This window comes from Nonomuraea sp. NPDC050663 (genome assembly GCF_044456985.1).
In the GTDB taxonomy this organism is placed as follows: Bacteria; Actinomycetota; Actinomycetes; order Streptosporangiales; family Streptosporangiaceae; genus Nonomuraea.
The window spans coordinates 1-26,881 of the sequence record NZ_JBITGL010000036.1; the positions used below are offsets into that span (position 1 = coordinate 1).

The 26,881-nt window shown below is 70.4% G+C and carries 29 protein-coding genes; 21 read left to right on the top strand and 8 right to left on the bottom strand.

What is annotated here, in order from left to right; genetic code table 11:
* Positions 1-89: 89 nt before the first annotated feature.
* Positions 90-2,039 (bottom strand): thioredoxin domain-containing protein, encoded by a 1,950-nt coding sequence (locus ACIBH1_RS48310; RefSeq protein WP_397320925.1) that lies wholly within the window; start codon positions 2,037-2,039, stop codon positions 90-92.
* Between the two features lie 53 nt (positions 2,040-2,092).
* On the opposite strand from ACIBH1_RS48310, the gene ACIBH1_RS48315 reads away from it, so the two are divergent.
* Complete coding sequence (locus ACIBH1_RS48315; RefSeq protein WP_397320898.1) at positions 2,093-3,265, top strand: hypothetical protein; 1,173 nt, start codon at positions 2,093-2,095, stop codon at positions 3,263-3,265.
* Here ACIBH1_RS48315 and ACIBH1_RS48320 read toward each other — a convergent pair.
* The gene (locus tag ACIBH1_RS48320; RefSeq protein WP_397320899.1) at positions 3,166-5,061 is read right to left on the bottom strand and encodes an MMPL family transporter; all 1,896 of its coding nucleotides are present in this window, start codon (positions 5,059-5,061) and stop codon (positions 3,166-3,168) included. The genes ACIBH1_RS48315 and ACIBH1_RS48320 overlap by 100 nt on opposite strands.
* 84 nt (positions 5,062-5,145) lie before the next feature.
* Here ACIBH1_RS48320 and ACIBH1_RS48325 point away from each other — a divergent pair, with 84 nt between their 5' ends.
* Positions 5,146-5,811: a response regulator transcription factor gene (locus tag ACIBH1_RS48325; protein ID WP_397320900.1), complete on the top strand. Its 666-nt coding sequence runs from the start codon at positions 5,146-5,148 to the stop codon at positions 5,809-5,811.
* Entirely contained in the window at positions 5,808-7,166 is a 1,359-nt protein-coding gene (locus tag ACIBH1_RS48330) for a sensor histidine kinase (protein WP_397320901.1), read from the top strand. The genes ACIBH1_RS48325 and ACIBH1_RS48330 overlap by 4 nt, the downstream gene beginning before the upstream one ends.
* Here the strand turns inward: ACIBH1_RS48330 and ACIBH1_RS48335 are convergent.
* The 3 genes from ACIBH1_RS48335 to mca are packed head-to-tail and all read right to left on the bottom strand — an operon-like array spanning position 7,123 to position 8,465.
* Positions 7,123-7,404, bottom strand: coding sequence for a GNAT family N-acetyltransferase (locus ACIBH1_RS48335; RefSeq protein WP_397320902.1), 282 nt, complete (start codon positions 7,402-7,404; stop codon positions 7,123-7,125). The two genes, ACIBH1_RS48330 and ACIBH1_RS48335, sit on opposite strands and share 44 nt — an antisense overlap.
* On the bottom strand, positions 7,401-7,568 hold the full coding sequence (locus tag ACIBH1_RS48340; protein ID WP_397320903.1) for a hypothetical protein: 168 nt from the start codon (positions 7,566-7,568) through the stop codon (positions 7,401-7,403). Before ACIBH1_RS48340 ends, ACIBH1_RS48335 begins: the two co-directional genes overlap by 4 nt.
* Positions 7,569-7,577: 9 nt before the next feature.
* Positions 7,578-8,465 carry a mycothiol conjugate amidase Mca gene (mca, locus tag ACIBH1_RS48345; RefSeq protein ID WP_397320904.1) on the bottom strand — a complete coding sequence of 296 codons (888 nt, stop codon included), beginning with the start codon at positions 8,463-8,465 and terminating at the stop codon, positions 7,578-7,580.
* Positions 8,466-8,569: 104 nt separating this feature from the next.
* On the opposite strand from mca, the gene ACIBH1_RS48350 reads away from it, so the two are divergent.
* From ACIBH1_RS48350 to ACIBH1_RS48370, 5 genes are all read left to right on the top strand, one after another.
* On the top strand, positions 8,570-8,998 hold the full coding sequence (locus ACIBH1_RS48350; RefSeq protein WP_397320905.1) for a DUF4307 domain-containing protein: 429 nt from the start codon (positions 8,570-8,572) through the stop codon (positions 8,996-8,998).
* A 96-nt stretch (positions 8,999-9,094) separates the two neighbouring features.
* The gene (gene greA / locus ACIBH1_RS48355; RefSeq protein ID WP_181614363.1) at positions 9,095-9,595 is read left to right on the top strand and encodes a transcription elongation factor GreA; all 501 of its coding nucleotides are present in this window, start codon (positions 9,095-9,097) and stop codon (positions 9,593-9,595) included.
* A gap of 179 nt (positions 9,596-9,774) precedes the next feature.
* Positions 9,775-10,860: a C40 family peptidase gene (locus tag ACIBH1_RS48360; protein ID WP_397320906.1), complete on the top strand. Its 1,086-nt coding sequence runs from the start codon at positions 9,775-9,777 to the stop codon at positions 10,858-10,860.
* 124 nt (positions 10,861-10,984) lie between these two features.
* Complete coding sequence (locus ACIBH1_RS48365; protein WP_397320907.1) at positions 10,985-12,208, top strand: serine hydrolase domain-containing protein; 1,224 nt, start codon at positions 10,985-10,987, stop codon at positions 12,206-12,208.
* 75 nt (positions 12,209-12,283) lie between these two features.
* On the top strand, positions 12,284-12,736 hold the full coding sequence (locus ACIBH1_RS48370) for an iron chaperone (RefSeq protein ID WP_397320908.1): 453 nt from the start codon (positions 12,284-12,286) through the stop codon (positions 12,734-12,736).
* Here the strand turns inward: ACIBH1_RS48370 and ACIBH1_RS48375 are convergent.
* The gene (locus ACIBH1_RS48375) at positions 12,733-13,974 is read right to left on the bottom strand and encodes an alkyl sulfatase dimerization domain-containing protein (RefSeq protein WP_397320909.1); all 1,242 of its coding nucleotides are present in this window, start codon (positions 13,972-13,974) and stop codon (positions 12,733-12,735) included. The genes ACIBH1_RS48370 and ACIBH1_RS48375 overlap by 4 nt on opposite strands.
* A 91-nt stretch (positions 13,975-14,065) precedes the next feature.
* Here ACIBH1_RS48375 and ACIBH1_RS48380 point away from each other — a divergent pair, with 91 nt between their 5' ends.
* From ACIBH1_RS48380 to ACIBH1_RS48415, 8 genes are all read left to right on the top strand, one after another.
* Positions 14,066-15,265: a PucR family transcriptional regulator gene (locus ACIBH1_RS48380; RefSeq protein WP_397320910.1), complete on the top strand. Its 1,200-nt coding sequence runs from the start codon at positions 14,066-14,068 to the stop codon at positions 15,263-15,265.
* Between the two features lie 10 nt (positions 15,266-15,275).
* On the top strand, positions 15,276-15,806 hold the full coding sequence (locus ACIBH1_RS48385; protein ID WP_397320911.1) for a hypothetical protein: 531 nt from the start codon (positions 15,276-15,278) through the stop codon (positions 15,804-15,806).
* Between the two features lie 198 nt (positions 15,807-16,004).
* The gene (locus ACIBH1_RS48390) at positions 16,005-17,798 is read left to right on the top strand and encodes a phosphoenolpyruvate carboxykinase (GTP) (RefSeq protein ID WP_397320912.1); all 1,794 of its coding nucleotides are present in this window, start codon (positions 16,005-16,007) and stop codon (positions 17,796-17,798) included.
* A 12-nt stretch (positions 17,799-17,810) separates the two neighbouring features.
* The gene (locus ACIBH1_RS48395; RefSeq protein WP_397320913.1) at positions 17,811-18,671 is read left to right on the top strand and encodes a TIGR04222 domain-containing membrane protein; all 861 of its coding nucleotides are present in this window, start codon (positions 17,811-17,813) and stop codon (positions 18,669-18,671) included.
* Entirely contained in the window at positions 18,557-19,513 is a 957-nt protein-coding gene (locus tag ACIBH1_RS48400) for a DUF692 domain-containing protein (protein WP_397320915.1), read from the top strand. The genes ACIBH1_RS48395 and ACIBH1_RS48400 overlap by 115 nt, the downstream gene beginning before the upstream one ends.
* The gene (locus ACIBH1_RS48405; protein WP_397320916.1) at positions 19,503-20,024 is read left to right on the top strand and encodes a TIGR04222 domain-containing membrane protein; all 522 of its coding nucleotides are present in this window, start codon (positions 19,503-19,505) and stop codon (positions 20,022-20,024) included. The genes ACIBH1_RS48400 and ACIBH1_RS48405 overlap by 11 nt, the downstream gene beginning before the upstream one ends.
* A complete protein-coding gene (locus ACIBH1_RS48410; RefSeq protein WP_397320917.1) occupies positions 20,017-20,529 on the top strand; it encodes a hypothetical protein in 513 nt (170 codons plus the stop codon). Before ACIBH1_RS48405 ends, ACIBH1_RS48410 begins: the two co-directional genes overlap by 8 nt.
* A complete protein-coding gene (locus ACIBH1_RS48415; RefSeq protein ID WP_397320918.1) occupies positions 20,516-20,881 on the top strand; it encodes a hypothetical protein in 366 nt (121 codons plus the stop codon). The genes ACIBH1_RS48410 and ACIBH1_RS48415 overlap by 14 nt, the downstream gene beginning before the upstream one ends.
* A gap of 12 nt (positions 20,882-20,893) precedes the next feature.
* Here the strand turns inward: ACIBH1_RS48415 and ACIBH1_RS48420 are convergent, their stop codons facing one another.
* Both ACIBH1_RS48420 and ACIBH1_RS48425 read right to left on the bottom strand, forming a co-directional pair.
* Positions 20,894-21,901, bottom strand: coding sequence for a sensor histidine kinase (locus tag ACIBH1_RS48420; protein ID WP_397320919.1), 1,008 nt, complete (start codon positions 21,899-21,901; stop codon positions 20,894-20,896).
* On the bottom strand, positions 21,898-22,545 hold the full coding sequence (locus ACIBH1_RS48425; protein ID WP_397320920.1) for a response regulator transcription factor: 648 nt from the start codon (positions 22,543-22,545) through the stop codon (positions 21,898-21,900). The genes ACIBH1_RS48420 and ACIBH1_RS48425 overlap by 4 nt, the downstream gene beginning before the upstream one ends.
* A gap of 89 nt (positions 22,546-22,634) precedes the next feature.
* Between ACIBH1_RS48425 and ACIBH1_RS48430 the strand changes: the two genes are divergently transcribed.
* The 5 genes from ACIBH1_RS48430 to ACIBH1_RS48450 all read left to right on the top strand — a co-directional run bounded on the left by ACIBH1_RS48430 (position 22,635) and on the right by ACIBH1_RS48450 (position 26,611).
* Complete coding sequence (locus ACIBH1_RS48430; RefSeq protein WP_397320921.1) at positions 22,635-22,931, top strand: hypothetical protein; 297 nt, start codon at positions 22,635-22,637, stop codon at positions 22,929-22,931.
* A gap of 32 nt (positions 22,932-22,963) precedes the next feature.
* Complete coding sequence (locus ACIBH1_RS48435; RefSeq protein ID WP_397320922.1) at positions 22,964-23,773, top strand: amidohydrolase family protein; 810 nt, start codon at positions 22,964-22,966, stop codon at positions 23,771-23,773.
* 58 nt (positions 23,774-23,831) lie between these two features.
* A complete protein-coding gene (locus tag ACIBH1_RS48440) occupies positions 23,832-24,326 on the top strand; it encodes a hypothetical protein (RefSeq protein WP_397320923.1) in 495 nt (164 codons plus the stop codon).
* A 38-nt stretch (positions 24,327-24,364) separates the two neighbouring features.
* Positions 24,365-25,129: an isoprenyl transferase gene (locus tag ACIBH1_RS48445; RefSeq protein WP_397320924.1), complete on the top strand. Its 765-nt coding sequence runs from the start codon at positions 24,365-24,367 to the stop codon at positions 25,127-25,129.
* Positions 25,130-25,297: 168 nt separating this feature from the next.
* Positions 25,298-26,611 (top strand): PhoH family protein, encoded by a 1,314-nt coding sequence (locus ACIBH1_RS48450; protein WP_181614379.1) that lies wholly within the window; start codon positions 25,298-25,300, stop codon positions 26,609-26,611.
* Positions 26,612-26,881 lie beyond the last annotated feature (270 nt).

Genomic DNA, 26,881 nt, shown 5'->3' on the forward strand with positions numbered 1-26,881 from the left:
GGTAGATGTCGCAATCCACACCGAACCCGGAAGCCCTTCCTCATGCCAAAACGATCATCCCCTGTACTCAACCTCTGTGGTCAGTACACCTAGCCCTGGGCCTCTCGGAGCTGCTCTCGCAGAGCCTCGGGTGTCGTCACCGGCAGCCGGCAAGCGAAGTCGCGGCACACGTACGCCGCCGGCGCCCCGTCGATCAGCCCTCGTCCCTCCATCAGCGGCGCCCCGCCGTCCCCGAGGGCCACCACCAGCGGCACGTCGGCCAGGAACGCCGCCCGCTGCAGCGCGCGGGTGCGCGGGTCGTCGAGGGGGCCGCTGATGGCCACCTCCACCGGCCCCGCGAGGGCGGCGCGGGCGGCGGCGAGGCCCCAGCCGGCGAAGCGGGCGTGGCCGCGGGCCAGCACCGACACCGTGGCGAGCGCCGCGAGGGCCGCTTCGCGGTGGCGGGCGGAGCCGGTGAGGGCCGCGTATGACAGCAGCGCCGCGGCGGCCGCGTACTGCCCCGAGGGTGTGGCGTTGTCGGTCGGGTCCTGTGGCCGCTGGAAGAGGGTCTCGGCGTCGTCGGCGGTGTCGTAGAAGCCGCCCGTGCCGTCGGAGAACCGTTCGAGGATCTGCTCCAGCAGCTCTCCGGCCAGCTCGAACCAGCGTGCCCGCCCGGTCACGCCGTACAGCGCGATCAGTCCCTCGGCCACGTCGGCGTGGTCTTCGAGCACCCCGGCGTTCGTGCCGACGCGCCCGTCGCGTGAGGTCCTGCGCAGGCGTCCGTCGACCAGGTGCGTCTCGGCGAGCAGGATGGCGGCGCGCTCGGCTGCCTCGACCAGGTCGGGCCGCTCGAAGATCAGCCCGGTCTCGGCGAGCGCCGCGATGGCCAGGCCGTTCCAGGCGGCCACCACCTTGTCGTCGCGGCCGGGCCGTACCCTCCGCGCTCTGGCGGCCAGCAGGGCCGCGCGCACCCGCTCGAACCGTTCAGGGGAGCCGGGGTCGTCGAGGAGCTGCAGCACCGAGGTGCCGTGCTCGAAGGTGCCCGTGACCTCGAACAGCTCGATCGCCCAGTCGGCGTCCTCGCCGAGCACCTCGCGCAGCTGGTCGGGGGTCCAGACGTAGAACCGGCCCTCCTCGCCCTCGCTGTCGGCGTCGAGGGCGGAGGCGAAGCCGCCCTCGGGCGTGAGCATCTCGCGCAGCAGCCAGTCGGCGGTCTCCAGGGCGATCCGCCTGGCCAGCGGCGTGCCCGTCGCCTTCCACCAGTGGGTGTAGACGCGCAGCAGCAGGGCGTTGTCGTAGAGCATCTTCTCGAAGTGCGGCACGACCCACTGGGCGTCGACGCTGTAGCGGGCGAAGCCGCCGCCCAGCTGGTCGTACAGACCGCCGCGGGCCATGCGCTCCAGCGTGTGGCCGCTCATGTCGTGCTCGCCGCAGCGCAGCAGGAACTCCAGCGCCATCGACGGCGGGAACTTGGGCGCGCCGCCGAAGCCGCCGTGGACCGGGTCGAAGGTGGACCGCAGGTTCTGTACGGCTGCCGCGAGCGTTTCCTCCGTCGGGGCGGGTCCCTTGGGCAGGGCCGTGTTCTGGTTGAGCGCCTCGACGATCTTCGATCCCTGCTGCAGCACGGCTTCACGGTCGCCCGTCCAGGCGTTGTGCACGCCGGACAGCAGGCGCTGGAACTGCTCGCGGGGGAAGTAGGTGCCGCAGTAGAAGGGGTGGCCGTCGGGCGTGGCGAAGACGGTCATCGGCCAGCCGCCGTGCTGGGTCATCGCCTGGGTGGCGTTCATGTAGACGGCGTCGACGTCGGGCCGCTCCTCGCGGTCGACCTTGACGTTGACGAAGGAGGAGTTCATCAGCTTGGCGGTCTGCTCGTCCTCGAAGGACTCGTGGGCCATGACGTGACACCAGTGGCAGGCGGAGTAGCCCACGCTGATCAGCAGCGGCACGTCGCGCCGCCGGGCCTCGTCGAAGGCCTCCTCACCCCACTCGAACCAGTCGACGGGGTTGTCGGCGTGCTGGAGGAGATAGGGGCTCGTCGCGTGCTGCAGCCGGTTCACCAGTCCAGCTTAGGACGGCTCGCCGTGGTCTTCGGCGGGGCGTAGGCTCGCTGGCTGTGGACCTCGAATTCGTCTGCTCCTACTCCGAACGCCCCGCCCCCGATCTGACTCGCCGCGACATCGCGCGCGCGTTGCTGGCCGTGCCCTCAGGTGTGGCGCTGGTCGCCCTGCCCGACCTGCGCCGGGAGATGTTCGCCGCGGGAAATCCGATGACGCTGGTCTTCTGGGAGTCGGCCAAGCGGACTCTGAGCGCCATCGAGTCGGGTCAGGCGACCGTGGGTGACGTGCAGCGCTGGCTGGAGTCCACCGGCACCGAGCCGATCCTGCTCACCTCCGGCTACTTCCTGTGGCCGGAGGAGGACGAGCGCGGGCCGGTGGCCGAGGAGATGTACGTCAGGCTCGTGGGCTTCCTGGAGGAGCGGGTCGAGTCGGGTGAGATCGACCCCGACGCGCTGGCGGCCGGTGATCCGGCGGCCAGGCGGGCCTACGAGGAGCTGCAGGAGCGCTGGCTGAACAATCCGCTGCCCGACGGGCGGGTGCCGGGGTTCGCGGTCAGCGACGAGCAGGACGAGGAGCTGTTCGCCGCCTGGGACGAGCAGGAGGAGCTGGCGCTGAGCGAGCTCCACCGCATCCTGGCGGAGCTGCCCAAGCAGCCGGAGCTGCCTCCTGCGGCCCTGCGGGCGGCGTGCGCGCAGTTGCGCGAGGTGCTCGACTTCCCCGGCTACCCGGGCAGCGTGCTGCGGGCCTGCGCGGGTTTCGACGACCGCGCGATGCCCGACGACGACCAGGAGTTGTGGCTGACGGTCGCGGCGGGCATCGCCGGGCCGATCTCCGACCTGCCGGAGGCGGGCGACGACCCCGAGGAGTTCGCCGACCTCGAGGGCGAGCTCAGCCACGAGGACCAGGCGCTGGCGGCGCTCTGCTCCATCCAGCACGCCGACTGGCTGGCCACCGTGGCGTCGCTGGCGCGCACGGGGCCGGGCGCCCTGGCCTCGCCCGAGCACATCGCCAGGCTGGTGGGCGAGTCGGAGGAGATCGCCGATCCCGATGACCCCACGGATCTCGACGAGTTCGCCGACGAGCCCGAGGACACCGAGTTGTTGTTCTCGACGGTCGTCGACCTGTGGCGTTACCTGGGCGTGGTCGACGATTCCGACCTGTTGACGCCGCTCGGCTGGTGGGGGCTGCCCAGGGCGCTGGAGCGCGCCTGGTCGGCAGCCGGCGACTGACGTCCGCGGCCGAAGGGCCACCACCAGTTCCAGCGGCCCATCACGGCCACCATGGCGGGCATGAGCAGGGCTCTGATCACGGTGGCGTCGAGCAGGATGCCGATGCCCAGCGCGGTCGCGAAGAGCTTGACCTGCAGGATCGGTGCGGCGGCCAGCGACAGGAAGGCGAGGAAGAGCACGAGCGCGGCGCTGGTGACGAGCCGTCCGGTACGGCCCAGCCCTTCGGTGACGGCTGCCGTGGTCGAGCCGGTGCGGTCGTACTCCTCGCGCATCCTGGCCAGGATGAACACCTCGTAGTCCATGGTCAGGCCGTACAGGAAGGCGAAGATCAGCAGGGGCAGGAAGTTGTCGATCGCGCCCAGGCCGCCGATGCCCCAGATCGTCGCCGAGCCGTACCCTTGCTGCCAGATCAGGACGGTCGCGCCGATCGCGGCGGCCAGCGAGAGCAGGTTGAGCACGATCGCCTTGGCGGCCAGCACGATCGAGCGGAACGCGCGGGCGAGCACGCAGAAGGTGATCAGCATGATCAGGCCGAGCATCAGCGGCAGGTTGCCGTAGACCGCGTCGTTGAACTCCAGGTCGGCGGCGAGCGGGCCGCCCACGCGGGTGCCCGGCGGCGCCTGGGCCACGATGCGCTGCACGATCGCGGCGTCCTCCGTCTCGGGGATCACCGTGATCAGCCCGGGAGCGGGGGAGAAGGCCGCGTGCACGCCCTCGATGGCGCGGAAGGGCGCGGGGTCGGGGCCGAGCACCTGGACGGGCACGAGCGCGCCCGCCGGCATGCCGTCCTGGCGGAGCTCGACCAGCGCCTCGTAGGCGGGACCGCTCTTGGCGAGCGCGTCGCTGGCGGGCTCACCCAGCTTCAGCCCGAGCGCCCCGGCGCCCAGGGCCAGCAGGAGCGCGGCGGAGCCGATCAGCGCGATCCAGCGGTGCCGTACGACACCCGCGGCCCACGCGGCCCAGCGGCGTCCCACGGGGTCGCGGCGGCGCCGGTCCAGGCGCGGGCCGACGGAGTCGAGCAGGATGGGCAGCAGCGTCACCACGGCCAGCATCGCGATCAGCGGGATGAGCATGCCGCCGACGCCCACGCTGCGCAGGAAGGCCACGGGCAGCACGACCATGGCGATCAGCCCGATGGCCACGGTGGCGGCGCTCAGCACGACGGCGCGTCCCGCCGAGGCCATGGCGCGCCGTACGTCGTGGTCCTCCTCACGCCAGCGGGTGATCAGCAGCAGGGAGTAGTCGATCGCCACGCCGAGCCCGACCAGGCCGATGATGAACTGCACGAACATGCTGACCTCGGTGACGGTGGTCAGCCCGTAGACGGCCAGGAACGACACCAGGATCGCCACCGCGGCGACCACCAGCGGCACCAGGGCCAGCAGCGAGCCGAAGACGAACGCCAGCACCACCAGCGCGCCGCCCGCCCCGATGGCCAGCTCCACGGCCAGGCTCAGCCCCTCGCCGCCGCCCTCGGGCTCCAGCGGTTCCAGGCCGGTGGCGCCGTCGAGGGCGACGTCGTCGTCGTGGGGGTAAAGGAGCCGGTAGCCGTGCGCGTCGATCACCGTGCCGAGGTGCTCGACCTGGTGGCCCTCCTTGACGACCAGGGGAGTGCCCTGGATGCCGTAGCGTTCCGCGATCTCCCTGTTGGTCTCGTAGGCCGGATGGCCGGGCGCGCCGAAGTCCATGGTCATGCGCTCTTCGAGGCCGGTGACGGCGAAGGCGCCCGCGACGGCCAGGGCCAGCCAGGCGAGCACGATGGCGAGTTTGTGGCGTAACACGAAGTCGGTGAACATGGCCACCAGTGCAGCGCCGGGTTCTGCGAGCGCTGTCCGGGCACTCTGAGAGTTCTCTAAGAACGATCGATCAGACTCTTCGGTGTGAAGGGTCGCATTCTGGTCGTGGACGACGAGCGCAATCTGGCCGATCTGGTCGCGATGGCGCTGCGTTACGAGGGCTTCGAGGTGGAGACCGCGGGCACGGGCGCGCTGGCGCTGGCCAGGGCGGTGGAGCTGGCGCCCGATCTGGTGGTGCTCGACATCATGTTGCCTGATATTTCGGGACTTGAGGTGTGCCGGCGGCTGCGCAGCCGCTCCATTCTCACCCCGATCATCTTCCTGACCGCCAAGGACGCCACAGAAGACAAGATCACGGGGCTGCGCCAGGGCGCCGACGACTACGTGACCAAACCGTTCAGCCTGGAGGAACTGCTCGCCAGGGTGCAGGTCGTGCTCCGCCGTACGAAACCAGCCCAGGATGCCAAGCTGAGCTTCGCCGACCTGGTCCTGGACGAGGAGGCCTACGAGGTACGGCGGAGCGGCACGCTCATCGACCTCACGCCGACCGAGTACAAGCTGCTGCGCTACCTGATGATCAACTCCGGCCGGGTGCTGACCAAGCAGCAGATCCTCGACCACGTCTGGGACTACGACTTCGGCGGCAGCGACGGCGTCGTGCAGACCTACATCAGCTACCTGCGCCGCAAGATCGACGGGCTGATCCACACCGTGCCGCGCATCGGCTACGTCATGCGGCTGCCGCGATGACCCTGCGCCGCAAGCTCACGCTCATCGTGCTGGCCCTGCTCATGCTGGGCCTGACCATCGCCCCGGTGTCGACCTTCGCCGTGGCCCGCGACTTCGGCGGCGACGAGGCCAGACGCGACCTCAACGCCATCGCCCTGCGCCTGGAGCCGCTGCTGCGCGACGGCGCGCCGCTGCCGGGAGGCGACACGCGGCTGCTGGCCGTCTTCGGCGAAGTGTTCATCCAGCTCGACGGGGTGACCGTGACGACCTCGCAGGACCCGCCGGGCGCCGACTGGGACCTGGAGTCGCGCTGGAGCGACGGCGGAGTGGAGTTCCGCCGGCTCGACGGCGACGACATGCACGTCGACTGGTGGTTGCGCGCCTCGACCCTGGACGACGGGCGCTCCCTCGTCCTCGGGCTGCGGACCGCGGAGTACGACGACCTGCTGGGCAGGCTGATCGGGGTGCACATCGCGATCACCACGCTGGTGCTGATCCTGCTGGCGATCCTCGCCTACCGGGCGGTGCGCCGCGCCATGCAGCCCCTCGACGAGATCGCCGTCACCGCGCGCGCGATCGGCGAGGGCCAGCTGAGCCGCCGCGTCGAACTCAAGGACCCGCGCACCGAGCCAGGACGGCTGGGACTCGCCCTGAACGCCATGCTCGGCCAGATCGAGACGGCCTTCCGCGAACGCACCCGCTCCGAACAGCGGTTGCGCCGCTTCGTCGCCGACGCCTCGCACGAGCTGCGCACCCCCGTCGCGACGATCAGGGGCTACGCCGAACTGTTCAGGCGCGGCGCGTCGTCACGGCCGGAAGACCTGGCGCTCGCCATGGAGCGCATCGAGTCGGAGGCCACCCGCATGGGAGTCCTGGTCGACGAACTGCTGCTGCTGGCCAGGCTCGACCAGCGAAGAGCGCTCGAACGCCGCCCCGTCGACCTGGGCGCGCTGGCCGCCGAGGCCGTGGAGGCCGCCCACGCCGTCGAGCCCGACCGGCCCTTCACGCTCGACGTGGCCGACGTCGTCGTGACAGGCGACGCCGTACGGCTGCGCCAGATCCTCGACAACCTGCTCGCCAACGCCCGGCAGCACACCCCCGCGGGGACGCCGGTCACGGTCGCGGTCGCCGCCGACGGCGTGGTGTCGGTCAGGGACGAAGGACCCGGCATGACCGAGGAGCAGCGCACACGGGCCTTCGACCGGTTCTACCGCGCCTCGTCGGGCACCGCCGGAGCAGGACTGGGGCTGGCCATCGTGGCCGCCGTCGCCGAGGCCCACGGCGGGCGCGCCTGGATCGACTCGGCGCCCGGCCGTGGCACGACGGTGAGGGTCAGCCTTCCACCAGGTCCTGATACTCCGGACGCTTGCCGATGAAACGGGCCACGTACGGGCACAGCGGGCGCACCTTCAGCCCGGTGTCGCGCGAGGCGTCGAGGGCGAAGGCGACCAGCTTGCCCGCCAGGCCCTGCCCCTCGAAGTCGTCGTAGATCTCGGTATGGGTGAAGGTGACGGTCTTCTCGGTCAGGGTGTATTCGGCGAACCCGGCGAACCGGCCGTCGACGGAGATCTCGAAACGGCTCTCCGCCGGGTTGTCCTTGATGTCGACGCTCACGAGTCGGCTTTCTTGTCGAGATCGGCAGCGTGGGGCACCTCGATCTTCGCCATCTGCCTGTTCATCGACTTGATGAGGAAGTACAGGGCGACGCCGATGAGGGCGACGACGACGAAGCCGAGCAGCCCAGGGCCGATGTTCTCGTTGGCGAGTTGGCTGTTCACGCCCCCAGCCTACCTTTGGAGGGGTTCGGTCAACTCGTCGCAGTGGATGCCGTCGAACAGGTCGTCCTCGGGCAGGGTCGTGTCGACCAGCGAGCGGGCCAGGTGGTAGTCCTCGGTCGGCCAGATCTCCTGCTGCAACTCGCGCGGGCAGACGAACCAGAAGCCGTCGGGGTCGACCTGTGTCGCGTGGGCCAGAAGTGCGTTGTCGCGGGTCTCGAAATACTCACCGCACGGAACGCGGGTGGTCACCGGCCACTTCTGCGGGCGGTCCTCCCAGCGCGAGATCCAGTCGGCGTACGGCGAGCCGAACCCGCGGGTCGTCATCGCCTCGTGCAGAGCCTCGAACCGGTCCTTGGTGAAGCCCATGTGGTAGTAGAGCTTGAGCGGCTGCCAGGGCTCGCCCGCGTCGGGGTAGCGGTCGGGGTCGCCGGCCGCCTCGAACGCCTCGACCGACACGCGGTTGGTCATGATGTGGTCGGGGTGCGGGTAGCCGCCGTCGTCGTCGTAGGTGAGGATCACGTGCGGGCGGAACTCACGCACCGCGGCCACCAGCGGAGCGGCGGCCTTCTCCAGCGGCTGCAACGCGAAGCAGCCCTCGGGGAGCTCCTCCTCCTCCGACTCCGGCAGGCCCGAGTCGATGAAACCCATGAAGCGCTGCTGGACGCCGAGGATCTCGCGGGCGCGCTCCATCTCCAGGCGGCGGACCTCGCCGATGTTCTCGACGATTTCCGGGCGGTCCATCTTGGGGTTGAGCACCGAGCCACGTTCACCGCCCGTCAACGTACAGACCAGGACTTCCACGCCCTCCGAGACGTAGCGCGCCATGGTCGCGGCGCCCTTGCTGGACTCGTCGTCGGGGTGTGCGTGTACGGCCATCAGCCTCAGGGGTGCACTCACGGTCTGGATCCTCAGATAGTTTCACTGCGGGCGGTCGTGAGGGCGGTGCCCCCACGGGCGACAATTGTCTCGGATAACGCCGAAGGAGTGCAGGGAGATTCCGCATGGCCACCAGAGATGTCGAGAACGGCCGAGTCGACGGCCCCGTTCTCGGCACACCCGACGACCTGCCGGACCGACCGGAGAAGCGAGGTCGGCTCGTCGTGCACGTCGTCATCGGCGTGCTGGTGGCCATCGTCGCAGGCGGCTGGGGCTACGTGATGTGGACCGCCACGGGCAACTCCACGGTGGCCAACCAGATCGTCACCTTCAGCGTCAAGGACCCGGCGCGCGCCGAGATCTCGTTCACGCTCTCCAAGCCCGACGACCGGGCGGCGGTCTGCAGGATCCAGGCCCTGGACACGAATCATGTGGAAGTTGGCAGCAAGGAAGTAACGATTCCTGCTGGTGAGGGTATGACACTCCACAAGGAGTCGCTGAGCACGAGCGCTCAGGCGTCTTCCGTCCACATCCAGTACTGCAATCTCGTATAGTGAGACATTTGGGGAAGCGTTCGGACGGCTAAGTTGTTAGCCTTTCGCAATTCAGCCCCAGACATCAAGGGCCCCCTAGGCAAGCAAGGAGAACCCGTGGCCGACTCGCGCGATGAGAACGTCACCTGGCTGACGCAGGAGGCGTACGACCGCCTGAAGGCGGAGTACGAGTATCTCTCGGGCCCCGGGCGCGTCGACATCGCCAAGAAGATCGAGGCCGCCCGCGAGGAGGGTGACCTCAAGGAGAACGGCGGCTACCACGCGGCCAAGGACGAGCAGGGCAAGATCGAGGCTCGCATCTTCCACCTCCGCCAGACGCTCGACAGCGCCAAGGTCGGTGAGGCTCCTACCGCTGAAGGCATCGTGGGGCCGGGCATGACCGTCACCATCCGCTTCCAGGGCGACGAAGAGGAAGTGACCTTCCTGCTCGCCTCCCGCGAAGAGCTCGGCGCTCCGATCGACGTCTACTCACCCAAGTCGCCGCTCGGCGCCGCGATCAATGGCAAGAAGATCGGTGAGAAGGCGACCTACTCGATGCCCAATGGCCGTCAGAACACGGTCGAGATCCTCGAGGCCGTGCCGTACGTCGGCAACTGACTCCTGAGGAACGCCTCCGCCGGGCCGTCACGGGCCCGGCGGACTTTTCGCATGTCTACCGGCAGGCGCCGCCCCCGGTCGAGATCAAACCGGGCATCCGGGGCGACCTGGCCTTCCTCTTCCGGCGCAAACGCCGCCTTGACCTGCGAAGGTTAATCCCCTTCATCGTGGGCTCGCTCATGGCCGTGCTCACGCTCGACCTGATCATTCTGTACGGCCCGCCGTCGCAGTCCACCGCGCCCGCCGTGCACCAACGCGACTCCAGCCTCACCGGCGCCGTCACCGCGCCCACCCAGGCCGTGCCCCAGGTGGCGCCCCTCGGCAAGCTCCACGCGCCCAACCTCTTCGTCGTCACCCCCAAGCCCTTCACCAACGAGCTGCTGCGCAAGGTGGCCAAGCAGGGCGGCGTGCGCGCCCTGGAACTCGCCGACGCCGCCACCGTCACCATCGACGGCAAGCAGGTGCCGACCCTCGGAGTCGACCCCTCGACCTTCCGCGCCTACACGCCCAAGGTCACCGCCAGGGCCGACGCCCTGTGGAACCGGCTGGCCGCCGGAGACCTGGCCGTCTCGTTCGTGCTCGGCACCGACGGCGGGCTGTCGCTCAACCGCCAGGTCAGCGCCGCGGGCGGCTCCCTGCGCGTCGGCGCCTACGCCACCACCGGGTTCGGGACCATCGACGCGATCGTGTCGAAGCAGACAGGTCGCACGCTCGGGCTCCCGCGCGGCAACGCGCTCATCGTCAGCGCCCCCTCGGCCGACTCGTCGGCCCTCCGGCGAAGCCTCCTCAAAGTGCTGCCCAAGGGGACCCAGGTCGCGACCGTCAACCCCGTCGTCCCGGCACCTACCGCGTTCAGCGGGTCCTTCATGTCGCGCGACCAGCTGCTCGTGGCGCTGAAGGCGGCGATCAGCAAACTCGGGCGGCCCTACGTGTGGGGGGCGGAAGGGCCCAACACGTTCGACTGCTCGGGGCTCGTGCAGTGGGCCTACGCACAGGCCGGGGTGCGCATGCCGCGCGTCACCCACCAGCAGTGGGTGGCCGGGGTGCAGGTGCCCTTGAAGGACGCCCAGCCGGGTGACCTCATCTTCTGGCGCCACGATCCGACCAACCCCGGGTACATCTCGCATGTGGCCATCTACTGGGGCAACGGGCAGATGCTCCACGCGCCCCGGACGGGGGACGTGGTCAAGCTCGCCCCGGTCACGACGCGCAACCTCGCGGGAGTGGTACGCGTGAACCCCGCCGCGGCCTCCCGGGTGCGCTGACCCCCACCTTCCGCCCCCCCACCAGCACACGTCAGGCCACGTGTCAGCCCCGTGACAGTTCCATATCAGCACCCCCCGCCATCGTGTTCTCCACAGCAGAAAGCCCCAACCAAGGAGACACACCATGACGCACGGCAATTTCTCCGAGTCCGGTCTGCGCAACCTGCGCGGGGTGCTGGCGCGGCACGTCGAGTCCGGGGAAATCCCCGGCCTGGTGGCGCTCTACAGCCGCGGCGGTGAGACCCATGTCGAGGCGCTCGGCACCATGAAGCACGGCGGCGGCCGGCCGATGAGCCGGGACACGATCTTCCGTATGGCCTCCACCTCCAAGCCGCTCTCGATGGCGGCCGCGATGGTGTTGGTCGACGAGTGCCGGCTGCGGATGGACGATCTGGTGGATCAGTGGCTGCCCGAGCTGGCCGATCGTCAGGTGCTCAAGCGCATCGACGGCCCGCTGGACGACACGGTGCCGGCCCGCCGTCCGATCACGGTGCGCGATGTGCTCACCTCGACGTTCGGGCTGGGCATGGACATGACGGCGATCGGCGCCCCGATCATGAACGCGATCTTCGAGAACGGCCTGACTCCCGACCTGCCCACGCCGATGCCCGAGCCCGACGAGTGGATTCGCCGCCTGGGCACGCTGCCGCTGATGCACCAGCCGGGCGAGCGCTGGCAGTACCACATCAGCAACGACCTGGTGGGTGTGCTGGTGGCCAGGGTGACCGGGCGGCCGTTCGAGGAGTTCCTGCGTGAGCGGATCTTCGAGCCGCTGGGCATGAAGGACACCGGTTTCCACGTCCCGGAGGACAAGATCGACCGGCTGCCCGACCTCTACGCGCCCGACCCGCAGACCGGCGAGTTCCATGTGTGGGACGAGGCCGAGGGCGGCCGCTGGAGCGCGTCCCCTGCCTTCCCGGGTGGCGGCGGCGGGCTGGTGTCGACGGTGGACGACTACCACGCCTACTTCCGGATGCTGCTCAACGGCGGTGTCCACGGCGGTGAGCGGATCCTGTCGCGTCCGGCGGTGGAGCTGATGACGACCAACCGTCTCACTCCGGAGCAGAACGCCGCCCGCAACGCGCTGGCGACGAACAACGTGCACCTGTCGTTCGGGCAGGGCCAGCACGGCGGCTGGGGGCTGGGAATGGCGGTGCGCACCTACCGGGGCGACTACGCGCCCATCGGCCAGTTCGGCTGGGACGGCGGCAGCGGCACCTCGACGTACGCCGACCCGGACAAGGGCGTGACCGGCCTCCTGCTCACCCAGGTGGGCATGTCGGTGGGCAACTCGGCGCGGCTGATCCACGACTTCTGGACCAGCCTTTACCAGGCTGTCGAAGACTGACCCAAGCGGTCAGTTTTCGAGAAGCCCGCGGTTGTGCTCCCTTCTTACGATGAAATCCGACGGAGGGAGACAGCCGTGACGAAGGACGCCGGCAAGAGCTTCGAGGGTTTCAGCGAGGCCGAGCGAGACGCGATGAAGGAGCACGCCAAGGAGCTGAAGTCCGCCGCCGGGCGCCGTACCTCGGGTACGGCGAAGCGGGACGCGGAGCAGGAGGTGCTCGAGAAGATCGCGGAGATGCCGGAGCCCGATCGTGGGCTCGCGGAGCGGATCCACGCCATCGTCAAAACGGCGGCGCCGCACCTGGCGCCCAGGCTCTGGTACGGCCAGCCCGCCTACGCCAAGGACGGCAAGGTGGTCTGCTTCTTCCAGGGTGCCTCGAAGTTCAAGACGAAGTACGCGACGTTCGGTTTCCAGGACGCCGCGCACTTCGACGACGTGGGCCTGTGGGCGACGGCGTTCGCGCTGACGGAGCTGTCGCCCGAGCACGAGGCCATGCTGGCCGAGCTGGTGAAGAAGGCCGCCGGCTAGCTCTCCGACAGGTGGCGGGATTCGGAGGCGGCCCAGGTGAACACGCCTCTGGCCATGAGTGAGGCTTCGCTCGCGGCGCGCGTGCCGTACACCTCGGCCCGGATGACGTGCAGGCCCCGATCCGCGGGGGCGGCTTGGACGGCGAGTTCGGCCAGGTGTCCGGCGAGGCGGTGGTCGCCGTCGCGCAGCGCCTGCAGGGCGGCTTCGCCGAGCCGTACGGCTCCGCCGGCGAGGTCAGCGAGCCGGGCGGCGAGCACGGCGTCGGGCGAGGGCTTGAGCCGGGCGGGATTGCCGTCGTACCAGCCGCCGTACTGTCTCCACAGGTTGCGCACGACGAACTCGGGCTCGTCGTACAGCGCCTTGAGGTAGGGCCGCTCGCCCAGGTGCGACGGCGGGCGTACGGCCTGCACGATCGTGTCGAGCCGCTCGCCGGCGTTGAGCAGGTCGAGGGTCTGGCCGACCATCGACTCCAGCCATTCGGCGGTCTCGACGAGGGCCTGCTCGACGCGGTCGGCGCCGAAGATCGGGGCGCCGTGGCTGGGGAGCATGACCTCGGCGCCGAGCGTGGCCATGCGGCGCAGGGCGAGGGCCCATTCGCGCGGGTATCGCTGGACCTTCTGCGGGTTGCCGCAGTTGGGCGTGACCCAGATGAACATGTCGCCCGGCAGCAGCACCCTGGCCTCGGGCACGTAGGCGACGGTGGCGTCGTCGGTCTCGCCCTTGGCGTGGAACATCTCGAAGGTCCATCCGGCCCGCTTGACCGTGAGCTCGTCGCGGTAGGACAGGTCGGGCTGCCGGTATTCGGTGGGCCAGGTGAGCCCGGGCGCCTGGAACTGGCGCTGGTTGATGACGGCGTTGTAGCCGTTGGTGAGCACGTAGCGCTCGAAGCGGTCGACGATGGCCTCGTGGGCGATGACCTCGGTGCCGTGGCCTTCGGCGTCGAAGGGCTGCATGCCGGAGACGTGGTCGATGTGCCCGTGCGAGAAGATCGCGGTGACGAGCGGGTCGGAGCTCCAGCCGCGGATGCCCTCGTGGAGCTTGGCCGCGCCCATCGGGTTGCCGGTGTCGAACAGGGCGAGCTCGCCGGAGCCCTGGAAGGCGATGGTGTTGCCGAAGCCGCTGTAGAAGCCGATCCCGTCGACGATGTCCTCGACGGGGCGCCTGCCGGGGGAGAAGGAGGCGATGTTGTCGGACTTCTCGCCGCGCCAGACGGCGTCGGCGTGCTCACGGATGCTCATCTGCCCACCTTTCGTCACAGCGGGAGGCGGGCACAAGCGGCGCTCGTCCCCTTCACAACCCCACAGATTGTGAAATGTCACAATCTGTGGGGTGAGTGCAGAAGAGCTGGCCGCCGCCATCGCCGCCCGCTGCGAGACCCGCGTCAACAGCCTGACCCGCGAGATCGTCGCCGAGCACGAGGCGGTCCTGCCCGGTTTCGCCGAGCTGCACGGCGGGATGCTGGAGGTGGAGACCGCCTCGACCACCCGTCACGGCGTGCGGTTGTTCCTGCGGGTCGCGCAGGGGCGGGGCGGCTCCGACCAGGACATGCGCCTGTTCCGCGAGCGGGCAGCCCAGCGCATGAGCGACGGCGTGCGGCTGACCACGCTGCTCAGCGGCTACGCGGTGGGGTATCGGGCGATCTGGCGCATGCTCTGCGAGGAGACCAGGCAGGGGGAGGAGGCGGGGCTGCACCGGCTGGGCGAGCTGATGGTCACGGCGCTGGAGCGCACGATGACGGCCGTGTGCGAGGCGTACCTGCTGGAGGCCGAGCTGGCGCAGCGCGGTGAGGCGATGCGGGCGGTGGCCGGGCTGCTGCTGCAGAGCCCGGAGGCGCGGGCCGGGGTGCCCGGTGTCCAGACCCTGGCCGCCCAGCACGGCATCACCCTCGAATCCTCCTACCGCGTCCTGGCCTTCGCCCTTCAGCACCCCGGCGCGCCGCCCGCCGTGCGCCGTCGCCGCCATGCCGTTCAGGGCGCGCTCGACCGCCTGGCCGGCCAGCCGGTGCTCACCCTGTTCGACCAGCACACCGGCCACGCGCTGCTCCCCGGCCGCCTCGCCGTACCGACGGCCAAGCTCGGCAGGCGGCTGGTCGAGGCGGCGGGTCCGCTGCACGCGGGCCTGGTGACCGCCGCTTCCCTGCCCGACATCCCGGCGACGTCGCGCCAGGCCGCCCGCATCGCCCAGGTCGCCGCGGCCTACGCCCGCCCGCCAGGCGTGTACGAGCTCGGCGACGTGCTCGTGGAATTTCACCTGAGCACGCCAGGCCCGGCCGCCCAGGCCCTGTCACGCAGGCTCGTGCTCCTGGAGCCGTCGCTGGTCGAGACCCTGGAGGCCTTCTTCGCCGCCGACTTCGACCGCCGCGCCACCGCCGCGGCGCTCACGGTGCACCCCAACACCGTCGACAACCGGCTGGCCCGCGTCGCGGAGGCGCTTCAGGCCGATCCTCGTACGGCGGGCGGCATTCTGCTCGTCGGCGCGGCCCTGGCCGTACGGAGGCTCGAAGGGTTTCATTTCCCGCAAACTGTGTAATCATCATTACATGGAAAGCGATGAAGTGATCGCCCAGCTCAGAGGCTGGTTCAATGGCCGCCTCCCCGACGGCTGGTTCACCGGGCCGGTGGAGATCGTGCTCGATCGCGAGGAGATCGCCGTCGTCGGCAGGCTGTCCGAGCCGTCGACCGAGTCGGAGGTCGAGAAGGCCGCCCAGATCGACGGACTGATCAGGCGGTTCCGCGAGGAGACCAGGGAGCGCCGCATCGAGGTCGCGCGCGAGGCCGAGCACCGCTTCCGCCGCAAGGTGGCCTGGGGGGTCGTCTGCGGTGACGAGACAGTGATGTTCACCACACTGTCAGTGCCCGTTATGACCCGGTTGCGGCAGTCCGAGCGGCAGGTTCTCGACACGCTGGTGGCCGCGGGCGTGGCGCGCAGTCGCAGCGACGCACTGGCGTGGTGCGTCCGCCTCGTCGGCAAGAACACCGACACGTGGCTGAGCGAATTGCGCGACGCGCTGCAGCATGTGGACCGTGTCCGCGCGGCCGGACCCGACGTCGGCGGCGGGAAAATGGACTAAACCACTCGCGCTATTGGTTTAGACCACCCTGAATGGACTGAACCAATGGCGCGAGGTCTTTCTTTAAACCCGATCCTCCTGGGTAGGCTCCCCTTTCACCTGCGGCGACACTCGTCCAGAGGTCTATGCCAATTGGCCTTGAAGACGAATTGTCGTTAATGATGTTTGAGCCCAGGAGAGAGTGGAGGAGCCGAAGCCGTGTCCGTATCCGTCGAAGTAAAAGCCCCGACGACCAATGGCGAATTGGCCGCGTGGGTGAACGAGATCGCTGCCCTGACCCAGCCTGACCGGATCGAGTGGTGTGACGGGTCGGAGGCCGAGTGGACTCGCCTCACCAACCTGCTCGTCGAGCAGGGCACCTTCACGCGCCTGGCCAAGCGGCCCAACAGCTTCTACGCCAAGTCCGACCCGACCGACGTGGCCCGGGTCGAGGACCGCACCTACATCTGCTCGGAGCGTCGTGACGACGCCGGGCCGACCAACAACTGGATCGCTCCCGCCGAGATGCGCCAGACCTTCGGCGAGCTGTTCGAGGGCAGCATGCGCGGCCGCACGATGTACGTCGTGCCGTTCTGCATGGGCCCGCTGGGCGGCGAGATCTCCCAGGTCGGCGTCGAGATCACCGACTCGCCGTACGTCGCCGTCTCCATGCGGATCATGACCCGCATGGGCGCCCCGGCGCTGCGCGAGATCGAGAAGCGCGGCGAGTTCGTCAAGTGCGTGCACTCCGTGGGCGCCCCGCTCGAGGCCGGGCAGGACGACGTGCCGTGGCCGTGCAACAGCACGAAGTACATCAGCCACTTCCCCGAGACCCGCGAGATCTGGTCCTACGGCTCCGGCTACGGCGGCAACGCGCTGCTCGGCAAGAAGTGCTACGCCCTGCGCATCGCCAGCGTCATGGCCCGCGACGAGGGCTGGCTGGCCGAGCACATGCTCATCCTCAAGCTCACCCCGCCCACCGGCGAGACCCGCTACGTCGCCGCCGCCTTCCCGAGCGCCTGCGGCAAGACCAACCTGGCCATGCTGCAGCCGACCATTCCCGGCTGGAAGGTCGAGACGATCGGCGACGACATCGCCTGGATGCGCTTCGGCAAGGACGGACGCCTCTACGCGATCAACCCCGAGGCCGGCTTCTTCGGCGTCGCGCCCGGCACCGGCCAGACGACGAACGCCAACGCGATCAGGACCCTCTGGGGCAACAGCATCTTCACCAACGTCGCCCTGACCGACGACGGCGACGTGTGGTGGGAGGGGCTCACCGACGAGCCGCCCGCGCACCTGACCGACTGGAAGGGCCGCTCGTGGACCCCTGACAGCGACGAGCCCGCGGCGCACCCGAACGCCCGCTTCACCACCCCGGCCTCCCAGGCGCCGACGATCGCGCCCGAGTGGGAGGACCCCAACGGCGTGCCGATCTCGGCGATCCTGTTCGGCGGCCGTCGCGCGAGCGCGGTGCCGCTGGTGACCGAGTCGCTGAGCTGGCAGCACGGCGTCTTCCTCGGAGCCAACGTCGCCTCCGAGAAGACCGCCGCCGCCGAGGGCAAGGTCGGCGAGCTGCGCCACGACCCCTTCGCGATGCTGCCCTTCTGCGGCTACAACATGGGCGACTACTTCGGCCACTGGCTCAAGATCGGTGAGCGCCAGGGCGCCGAGCTTCCGCGCATCTACTACGTCAACTGGTTCCGCAAGAACGCCGACGGCCGGTTCATCTGGCCCGGCTTCGGCGAGAACAGCCGGGTGCTGAAGTGGATCGTCGACCGCCTCAACGGCGAGGCGGCGGCGATCCCTTCTCCCATCGGCCTGCTGCCCAAGGAGCTCGACACCGAGGGCCTGGAGATCGCGCCGGAGGACCTGGAGACCCTGCTCAGCGTCGACACGGAGGTCTGGCGCGAGGAGGCCTCGCTGATCCCGGCGCACTTCGAGACCTTCGGCGACCACCTGCCCAAGGAACTGTGGGAGGAGTACCAGGCACTCGTCGACCGTCTTGCCTAAGATGGGCGGTCTGTGAGCGCCATACTGACGATCGTCGCGGTCGGCCTGGTCGTCCTGACCTTCACGACCAGGTCCCTGCTCGGCCGCGCCCGTCGCCGCCGGCCGCCCGCCGACCTGAGCGGCCTGTCTCCCTACGAGCTGGCCTTCCTGGCGGGCGGCGCCCGGCGCACGGCCAACACCGTCCTGACCGTACTGGCCAGGGCGGGCGCCGTCCGGGTGGCGCGCGGCGGCTGGATCACCCCGGTGTACGGCGCGGCGCCCTCGCCCGTGCCCTTGGAGCAGGCCGTGCTCGACCTGCTGGCCCACTCCGGCGGCTACCGTGCCGCCGACCTGCGCCGGGCTCTGGAGGCCCACCCGGCCATGGCAGGGATCATCGGCTCCCTGCACGCGCGCAGGCTCCTGGTCTCCAGCCCGTCGGGCAACGTCGGGGCGATGGGCGCCGTGGTGGCGGTCACCGCCCTGTTCATCGCCGGGGTCGTCGTGTTGCGGCCGAGCCTCGGCCCCCTGCTCTTCGGAGGCATCGCCCTGCTGGCCGGCCTGATCTCGCTGGCCACCCTGGCCCGGCCGCTCCACAGCGTGCCCACCGCCGACGGCATCGGCCTGCTGGTGAGCGAGCGCCGTCGCCACCGCTCGCGCGCCGGAGCGCACTCCTCCGACGTCGCCTTCCCCGTCGCGCTGTACGGCCTGGGCGCCTCGGGTGACCCGGTGCTCACCGGGGAGCTGTCCACCTCGGACTCCGGTTCCGACAGCAGCGGCTCGTGCGGATCCGGCTCCTCCTGCTCCTCCGGATCGTCCTGTTCGTCCGGGTCGTCGTGCAGCTCGGGGTCGTCGTGTTCGTCGTCCTCGTCCTCCTCCTGCGGATCCAGCAGCTGATCGGGAACCACAACCAGAAGGCGATTCGTCTTACGGGCGTGGAGCTCGGCATCGGCATCGGGTGGCGGTCGGAGATCGACCTCACCGTGGAACGCCTGGAGGGCGTCGACTTCGTCGAGGTGATCGCGGAGAACCTGCATCCGCCTCGGCTTCCCGAGTCCTTGACGATCCTGCGCGAACGCGGCCTGCCGGTGCTGCCGCACGGCGTCTCCCTCGGCATCGGCGACGCCGCCCCGCCGTCCGCCCGCAGGCTGGCCCACCTGGCCGCCTGCGCGGAGGCGCTGCAGGCTCCCCTCGTCAGCGAGCACCTGGCCTTCGTGCGGGCTGGCGGCATGGAGGCGGGACACCTGCTCCCCGTGCCGCGCACCCGCGAGGCGCTGGACGTCGTCGCCGAGAACGTGCGCCGCGCCCAGGACAGCCTGCCGGTGCCGCTGGCGCTGGAGAACGTGGCCGCGATCTTCGGCTGGCCCGGCGACGAGCTCACCGACGCCCAGTTCCTCACCGAACTGGTCGAGCGCACCGGGGTACGGCTGCTCATCGACGTGGCCAACCTCTACACCAACCAGGTCAACCTGGGCCTGCCCGCCGTCGAGGCGCTCGACGGGCTGCCGCTGGAGAGCCTGGCCTACGTGCACGTCGCGGGCGGCTACGAGCGCGACGGCATCTGGCACGACACCCACACCACCAGCGCTCCACCGCAGGTGCTGGAGCTGCTCGGCGAGCTGTGCGCGCGGGTGAGCCCGCCCGGCGTGCTGCTGGAGTGGGACGACGACTACCCGAGCGACGCCGTGCTCGCGGACGAGCTCGGCCGGATCAGGAAGGTGGTGTTCCATGGACCGTAACGAGCTGGCCTACCTCAGCGGCGGCCGCAGCAGGGTGGCCCTGGCCGCTCTGGGGGAGCTCGTCCTCGACGGGAGGATCAGGGTCAGCCGCTTCGGGCGGCTGAGTCCTGTGGCCGGCGCCGTCGGGCGCGACGCGGTGGAGATGGTGGCGCTCAACCAGACGAGCTCGCTGCGCTCGGCCTGCGGGCGGGTCGCCCGCGACGGCGTCGTCCGCGCGATCGAGCCCGGCCTGCTCGCACGGGGGCTGGCCAGGAAGGGCTGGCTGGGGATGGGCCTGCGCCCCACCGCTGAGGGCAAGCAGGTGCTGAAGGAGGCGCGCCGGCTGGGCGGCGACCCAGGGGTGATGATCGCCCTCAACGGGCTGCGCGGCATCCCCGACACCAAGGTGCGCAAGGTCTTCGGCCGCGCCACGTCGTCCTCGAGCGGCGGCTTCGTCCACGGCGGCGGCGACGGAGGCGGATGCGGCGGGGGCGGATGCGGTGGTGGCGGGTGCGGTGGCGGCGGTGGCTGAGCCCACCGGCGGCGCCGACCGCAACGGACTGGCCCAGTTACGCGGCGGGGCCCGGCGGGTGGCGCTCGCCGCGCTGGCCGAGCTCCTGACCGACGGCCGCCTGCGCACCGACCACGCCGACCGGCTCTACCGGGCCGACGGGGTCCAGGCGGACGACCCGGTGGAGGAAGCCGCGCTGGAGCTGCGCGGCGACGTGCGCGGCGCCCTGCGCGAGCTGGCCAAGCACGAGAGCGTGCGAGCCGTGGAAGAGCGGGTACGGCACGGCGGGCTGATCCGGCGGGGGATCCTCGGCACGAAACCCACGGCGGAGGGCGCCAGGCTGATCGAGGAGGCCAGAGGCCACCGGCGCAGGGTCGCGATCCGCGTGGCACTCGACGGGGTCGAAGGGATCCCGGAAGGGCCGATCAGGAAGTTGTTCGTCAAAGCCGGCGCGGGGTCGATCCGGGGCACGGGCGACGGCGGGTGGTCCGGGGGAGACGGGGGCGGGAGCGGTGGGAGCGACTGACGCCCACTCGGAGGAGGCCAGGCGGCGGCTGGGCGAGGCGCAGGAACGTCTGCTGGCCGCCCTGGTGGCCGGCGGGGAGCCGCCCGCCGGCTTCGATCCGGTACGGCTCGGCGCGCAGGCCAGGAGCCTGGTCGCCAAGCGGCGCTCGGTCGTCGCCCGCCTGCGGCCCGACGCCTTCGAGGCTTCGGGCGCCGATTTCCGGGCGGACTTCGACGCCTACGCGGCGTCCAGGAGCGCTCCGCCGCCGGGCTACCGGGCCGACGCGGACGACTTCGCCGCCTGGCTGGCAGCCCAGGGCAAGCTGAAGGTGAGGCGCACGCCGCTGAGCCGCTGGCGACGCCGTAAGGGGTGAGTCCACGGGCCCCTACGACCCCGGCAGGCTGACGGTGACCTCCAGGCCGCCCTCCGGCCGTGCGCGCAGGTCCAGGGTCCCGTGGTGGGCCGCCACGATGGCCGCCACGATCGACAGGCCGAGCCCCAGTCCGTCGGCCCTGGCCCGGCGCCCGTCCTCCAGCCGCTGGAACGGCTCCAGCAACGCCCCCACGCGCTCCTGCGGTATGACGGGCCCGCTGTTGGCCACGACCAGCTCCGCCCTGCCCTGCCGTACGCCCGTGGACACCCGCACCCACCCGTCCGGCACGTTGTGACGGCGGGCGTTGTCGAGCAGGTTGCCCACCATGCGCTCCATCAGCGCCCGGTCGCCCAGGAACGGCGCCGGCCGGGTGCCGCCGGCCAGCCCGGCCAGGTCGAGCGGCTCGCGCCGGGTCAGCCCCTGCTGCCCGCGCGCCAGGATGAGGAGCGCCTCGATGAGCCGTTCCTGCTCCTGCCCCGCGGCCACCATGCGCTCCAGCACCGCCCGCAGGTCGGCGCCGGGGTCAGCCAGCGCGACCTCGGCCATGGCCCGCTGGAGCGTCAAGGGGGTGCGCAGCTCGTGGGAGGCGTTGGCGACGAAGCGCCGCTGCGCGGTGAAGGCCGCCTCCAGCCGGTCCAGGAGCTCGTCGAAGGTGTCGGCCAGCTCCTTGAGCTCGTCGTCTGGTCCGGGGGCGGCCAGGCGGCGGTCGAGCCGGTCGGCGGTGATGCGCCGCACGGTGGCGGTCATGCGCCCGAGCGGGGCCAGCACGCGCCCTGACATCACCCAGCCCAGCCAGGCCGACGCCAGCGCCATCACGCCGAGCCCGATGAGCGCGCTGCGGACCACCCGGTCGCCGTCGGGGAACGGGGAGGGCACGTCGAGCTGACCGGGCGCCACCGGTGCGGGTGGCGCGGGCAGGAACCTGAAGACGAAGAAGACCACCACGATCAGCGCCACGCCGCTGGCCAGGAAGAGCCCCGAGTAGAGCACGGTCAGGCGCAGCCGTACGGTCCGTCTCATATCCGGTATCCGGCGTGCGGCACCGTCTCGATCAGCGGCGGGTCGCCGAGCTTGCGCCGCAGGCGGCTCACGGTGACCTTGACGGTCTGGCTGAAGGGGTCGGCGTATTCGTCCCAGGCCCGCTCCAGCAGCTGCTCGGCGGAGACGACGGCGCCGCGCGCCGCCAGCAGCAGCTCCAGCACGGCGAACTCCTTGGGGCTGAGTGCCAGGCGGCGGCCGTCGCGAACGGCGATCCTGGTGGCGGGATCGAGCCGCAGGCCGCCGTGGACCAGCACGGGCGGCAGCGCCTGGACCGCCCGCCTGCCCAGCGCCCTGATCCTGGCCACGAGCTCGGCGAAGGCGAACGGCTTGGCCAGGTAGTCGTCGGCGCCGAGGCCGAGCCCGGTGACCTTGTCGTCGATGGTGCCGGCGGCGGTCAGCATGAGCACCCTCGCCGGATGCGACGCCAGGGCGCGGCACACCTCGTCGCCGTGGACGACCGGCAGGTCGCGGTCGAGCAGGACCACGTCGTAGTGGTGGACGGAGGCCCGCTCCAGCGCGGCGGCGCCGTCGAGCACGACGTCGACCGCCATGCCCTCGCGGCGTAAGCCGGCGGCCACGGTCATGGCCAGCTCCTCGTGGTCTTCGACCAGCAGCACTCTCATGATCCCTCCAGCATGCCCAGCCGGTGGTTACAACGCGGTAAGCGTCGCCGTTCCCGTGCGGTAACCGGTAGGCGGCTTGTCTTGGAACCATGAGAATCCTGTTCGCGACCGCAGCGGTCGCCATCGGCCTGTGGGCGCTGCCCTCGGGCGCCGCCACCGCCGGCTCGGGCCCCGCCTTCACGGCCTGCATGCGCGCCCACGGCCTGCCGGACTTCCCCGACGTCACCTTCTCCTCCGACGGCCTGGTCAACCTCGACATCAAGGGCGAGCGGGTGGACGTGATGTCCGACACGTACGGCGCAGCCGTCGAGGCCTGCGATTACCTGCTTCCTGACGGCTCCGCGGTGCCCGGCAGGCCGCAGGCTCCGCCCGCACCCGACCTGTAGACATCGCGGGGCAGACCTCCTATGTTCGCCCCGTGATTGTCGACGCGCACCAGCACTTCTGGAACCTGGAGACCGGCTCCTACCCGTGGCTGACGCCGGAGCTGGGCGTGCTCCACAGGACCTACGCCCCCGCCGATCTCCTGCCCCGTCTGGAGGCGGTGGGGGTGGAACGCACGGTGCTCGTGCAGGCGGCCGATTCGCTGGAGGAGACGGAGGCGATGCTCGCGCTCGCCGCTGAGCACGACTTCGTCGCCGGAGTGGTCGGATGGCTGCCGCTGATGGATCTCGGTGACACCCTGGACAGGTACGGCGACCGCCTCAACGGCGTCCGTCATCTGATCCACGACGAGCCGGATCCCGACTGGCTGGTCAGGGAGCCGGTGCTGGAGTCGCTGGGCAGGCTCGCGCAGGCGGGGCTGAGCTTCGACGTCGTCTCCGATCTGCCCCGTCACCTGGAGCACGTCGAGACCGTCGCGGCCAGGCACCCGGAGCTGAGGCTGGTGATCGACCACCTGTCGAAGCCCGGCATCAGGGCGGGGGAGTGGGAGCCGTGGGCCGCGAACCTGGCCCGGGTCGCCCGCTTCCCCAACGTGCACGCCAAGGTCTCGGGGCTGGTCACGGAGGCCGACCACGAGAACTGGACCGTCGAGGACCTGAGGCCCTACGTGGAGTACGCGCTGGAGCTGTTCGGGCCCGAGCGGCTGATGTGCGGCAGCGACTGGCCGGTGGCGTTGCTGGCGGCCGACTACGAGACGGTGTGGACGGTGCACAGCGCGCTGCTCGCCGGGACCGATCGTGACAAGGTGCTCGGCGGCACGGCTATTGAGTTTTATCGCCTATAGGGCGGGATATCTCTCCTGAATGGGAGGACTTCGTTGCGTTGACGGTTCGTATCTGAGCGTGACGCCCGTGGTGTGCACCGACAGCGTCGGCATGCCGTACGAGGTCACCCTGGCCCTGCATCGCGACGGCTCGCCGTACGGGACCGTCGGCGAGCGGTGCGGGTGGTTCCTCGCGCGGCTGGCGCGGGGCGTGGACGAGGCGCGGCGTTCGGGCGGCTGGCCCGATCCGGAGGACAGGTTCCCCGACGACGAGCCCGACAGCGAACTGTTCTGCTTTCGTTATCGCTCCCGCTCGGGGCGCATGGGCGGCGGCGAGCTGCGCTGCCACCTGCGCACGATCCCGATCTGGATGCCGACGGGCGAGTGGCGTCTGACCAGGCGCGCCTACGTGGAGGCGTGGGGCAGTCAGGGCGCGGGACTGCGCGCCGTCCTGACCTCGTCGGAGCTGGCCGACTTCGTGCACGGTCTCGTCGAGGAGGCCGAGCGGTGCCTGGGCGGCCGTGATCTCACCAGGAATCCGATTGAGGGAGCGGGCAGCCGCCATTCGCGGTGATAATTGCCTGTTGAGGCAATCACCACCGGGAGGGCTCCGTGGGCCTGCGCGATTTGGTCTACCGGCTGTACGAGCGACGGCTGGAGGCCAGGTTGTCCGGCGCCGACGGCATGCCCCGGCACGTCGGCGTCATCATCGACGGCAACCGTCGATGGGCCAAGTCCATGGGGCTCGACGACGTCAGCCGGGGTCATCGCAAGGGCGCCGACAAGATCTCCGAGCTGCTGTCGTGGTGCAGCGAGGCCGGCGTCGAGGTGGTCACGGTCTGGATGCTCTCCAGCGACAACCTGAACCGTTCCAAGGACGAGCTCGACTCCCTGCTGCGCATCATCGAGGACGTGGTGCAGGAGCTCATCGCCGAGGGCTGGCGCATCTGCCCGGTCGGCGCGCTCGACCTGCTCCCCGACAGGACCGCCAATGTCCTGAAAAATGCTAAAGAAGTCACGTCGCATCGCCCAGGTCTGATTGTGAACGTTGCAGTTGGGTATGGTGGAAGACGTGAGATTGCCGATGCGGTGCGCTCACTCCTCCAGGAGCACGCCAGCAAGGGGGCGACCATCGAGGACCTCGCCGAGGTTCTCGATGTGGAGCACATCGCGGAGCATCTCTACACTCGCGGCCAGCCGGACCCCGACCTCCTCATTCGCACGAGTGGGGAGCAGCGGTTGTCCGGCTTTTTGCTGTGGCAGAGTGCCCATTCGGAGTTCTACTTCCACGAGGCCTACTGGCCCGACTTCCGGAGGGTCGACTTCCTTCGGGCACTGCGCGACTACGCCGCGAGGCATCGGCGTTACGGATCCTGAAACTGGGTATCCAGAACGTAGCGTCGAACGCTCTGGAGAGGGCCCGCCCTTGCGCATTGACCTGCTGAGGGGGGCCGGAACCCGGCACCTTGACGTGGGTGCGGGTCCGGTCCGATTCCCACCTCGTCTGCAGGGTGCCCACCCCACCGGGCACCCGGGGGAGAACGTGTGGCAGTGTCCTCGAGTAACAACCCTCCCACCAAGCGCACCTACGTGCTTGACACTTCGGTCCTGCTGGCCGATCCGGCGGCGCTGACGCGCTTCGCCGAACACGACGTGGTCCTCCCGATCGTGGTGATCACGGAGCTGGAGGGCAAAAGGCATCACCCGGAGCTCGGTTTCTTCGCCCGGAAGGCGCTGCGCTACCTGGATGACCTGCGCGTGCAGTACGGCAAGCTGGATGAGGCCATCCCGGTCGGCGAGGGAACGATCAGGGTGGAGCTGAATCACAGCGACCCCTCGATCCTGCCCGTCGGCTTCCGCCTCGGCGACAACGACACCCGCATCCTGACCGTGGCCCGCTCGCTGGCCGCCGAGGGCTGCGACGTGGTGCTGGTCTCCAAGGACCTGCCCATGAGGGTCAAGGCGGCCTCGATCGGCCTGACGGCCGAGGAGTACCGCGCCGAGCTGGTCGTCGAGTCCGGCTGGACGGGCATGGCCGAGATCCATGTGAACGACGAGGACATGGCCTCGCTCTTCGAGAGCGGTTCGGCCGAACTGGAGGAGGCCAGGGAGCTCCCCACCCATACGGGCCTGCGGCTGCTGTCGACCAAGGGGTCGGCGCTCGGCCGCGTGCTGCCCGACAAGTCGGTCAAGCTGGTGCGCGGCGATCGCGAGGTCTTCGGCCTGCACGGCCGCTCCGCCGAGCAGCGCATCGCGCTCGACCTGCTGATGGACCCGGAGATCGGCATCGTCTCGCTGGGCGGCCGGGCCGGCACCGGCAAGTCGGCGCTGGCGCTGTGCGCGGGCCTGGAGGCGGTCCTGGAGCGCCGCCAGCACCGCAAGGTGGTCGTCTTCCGTCCCCTGTACGCCGTGGGCGGCCAGGAGCTGGGCTACCTGCCCGGCAGCGAGGGCGAGAAGATGGGCCCCTGGGCGCAGGCGGTCTACGACACGCTCGGCGCGGTCACGACGCCCGAGGTGATCGAGGAGGTCCTCGACCGGGGCATGCTCGAGGTGCTGCCGCTGACCCACATCCGCGGGCGCTCGCTCCACGACGCGTTCGTGATCGTCGACGAGGCGCAGTCGCTCGAACGCGGCGTGCTGCTGACGGTGCTCAGCCGCATCGGCGCCAACTCGCGAGTGGTGCTCACGCACGACGTCGCCCAGCGCGACAACCTGAGGGTGGGCAGGCACGACGGCGTGGTCGCGGTGGTGGAGAAGCTCAAGGGCCATCCGCTGTTCGCCCACATCACGCTGACCAGGTCCGAACGCTCCCCGATCGCCGCGCTGGTGACCGAGATGCTGGAGGACGTCACTCTCTAGTGGCCTTGAGGTCGGTGGCGCACTCGTAGGTCCCCTCGGACGTCACGGTGGTCCCGTCATCGGCCTCCCGCTTGATCTCCACGCGCAGCAGGAAGCTGTCGTAGTTGCGGATCGCGGTGCAGACGATCTGCGTGGTGGGCCCCGGCGGGGGGGGGGCCCCCCGGGGGGGGCCCCCGGGGGGGGGGGGGGGGCGCCCCCCCCCCCCCCGCCCGTACCCCCCCGCCGTGTTGGGGGGCGTGCCCGCGGCCCCCAAAAAACTGTGCAGCACCC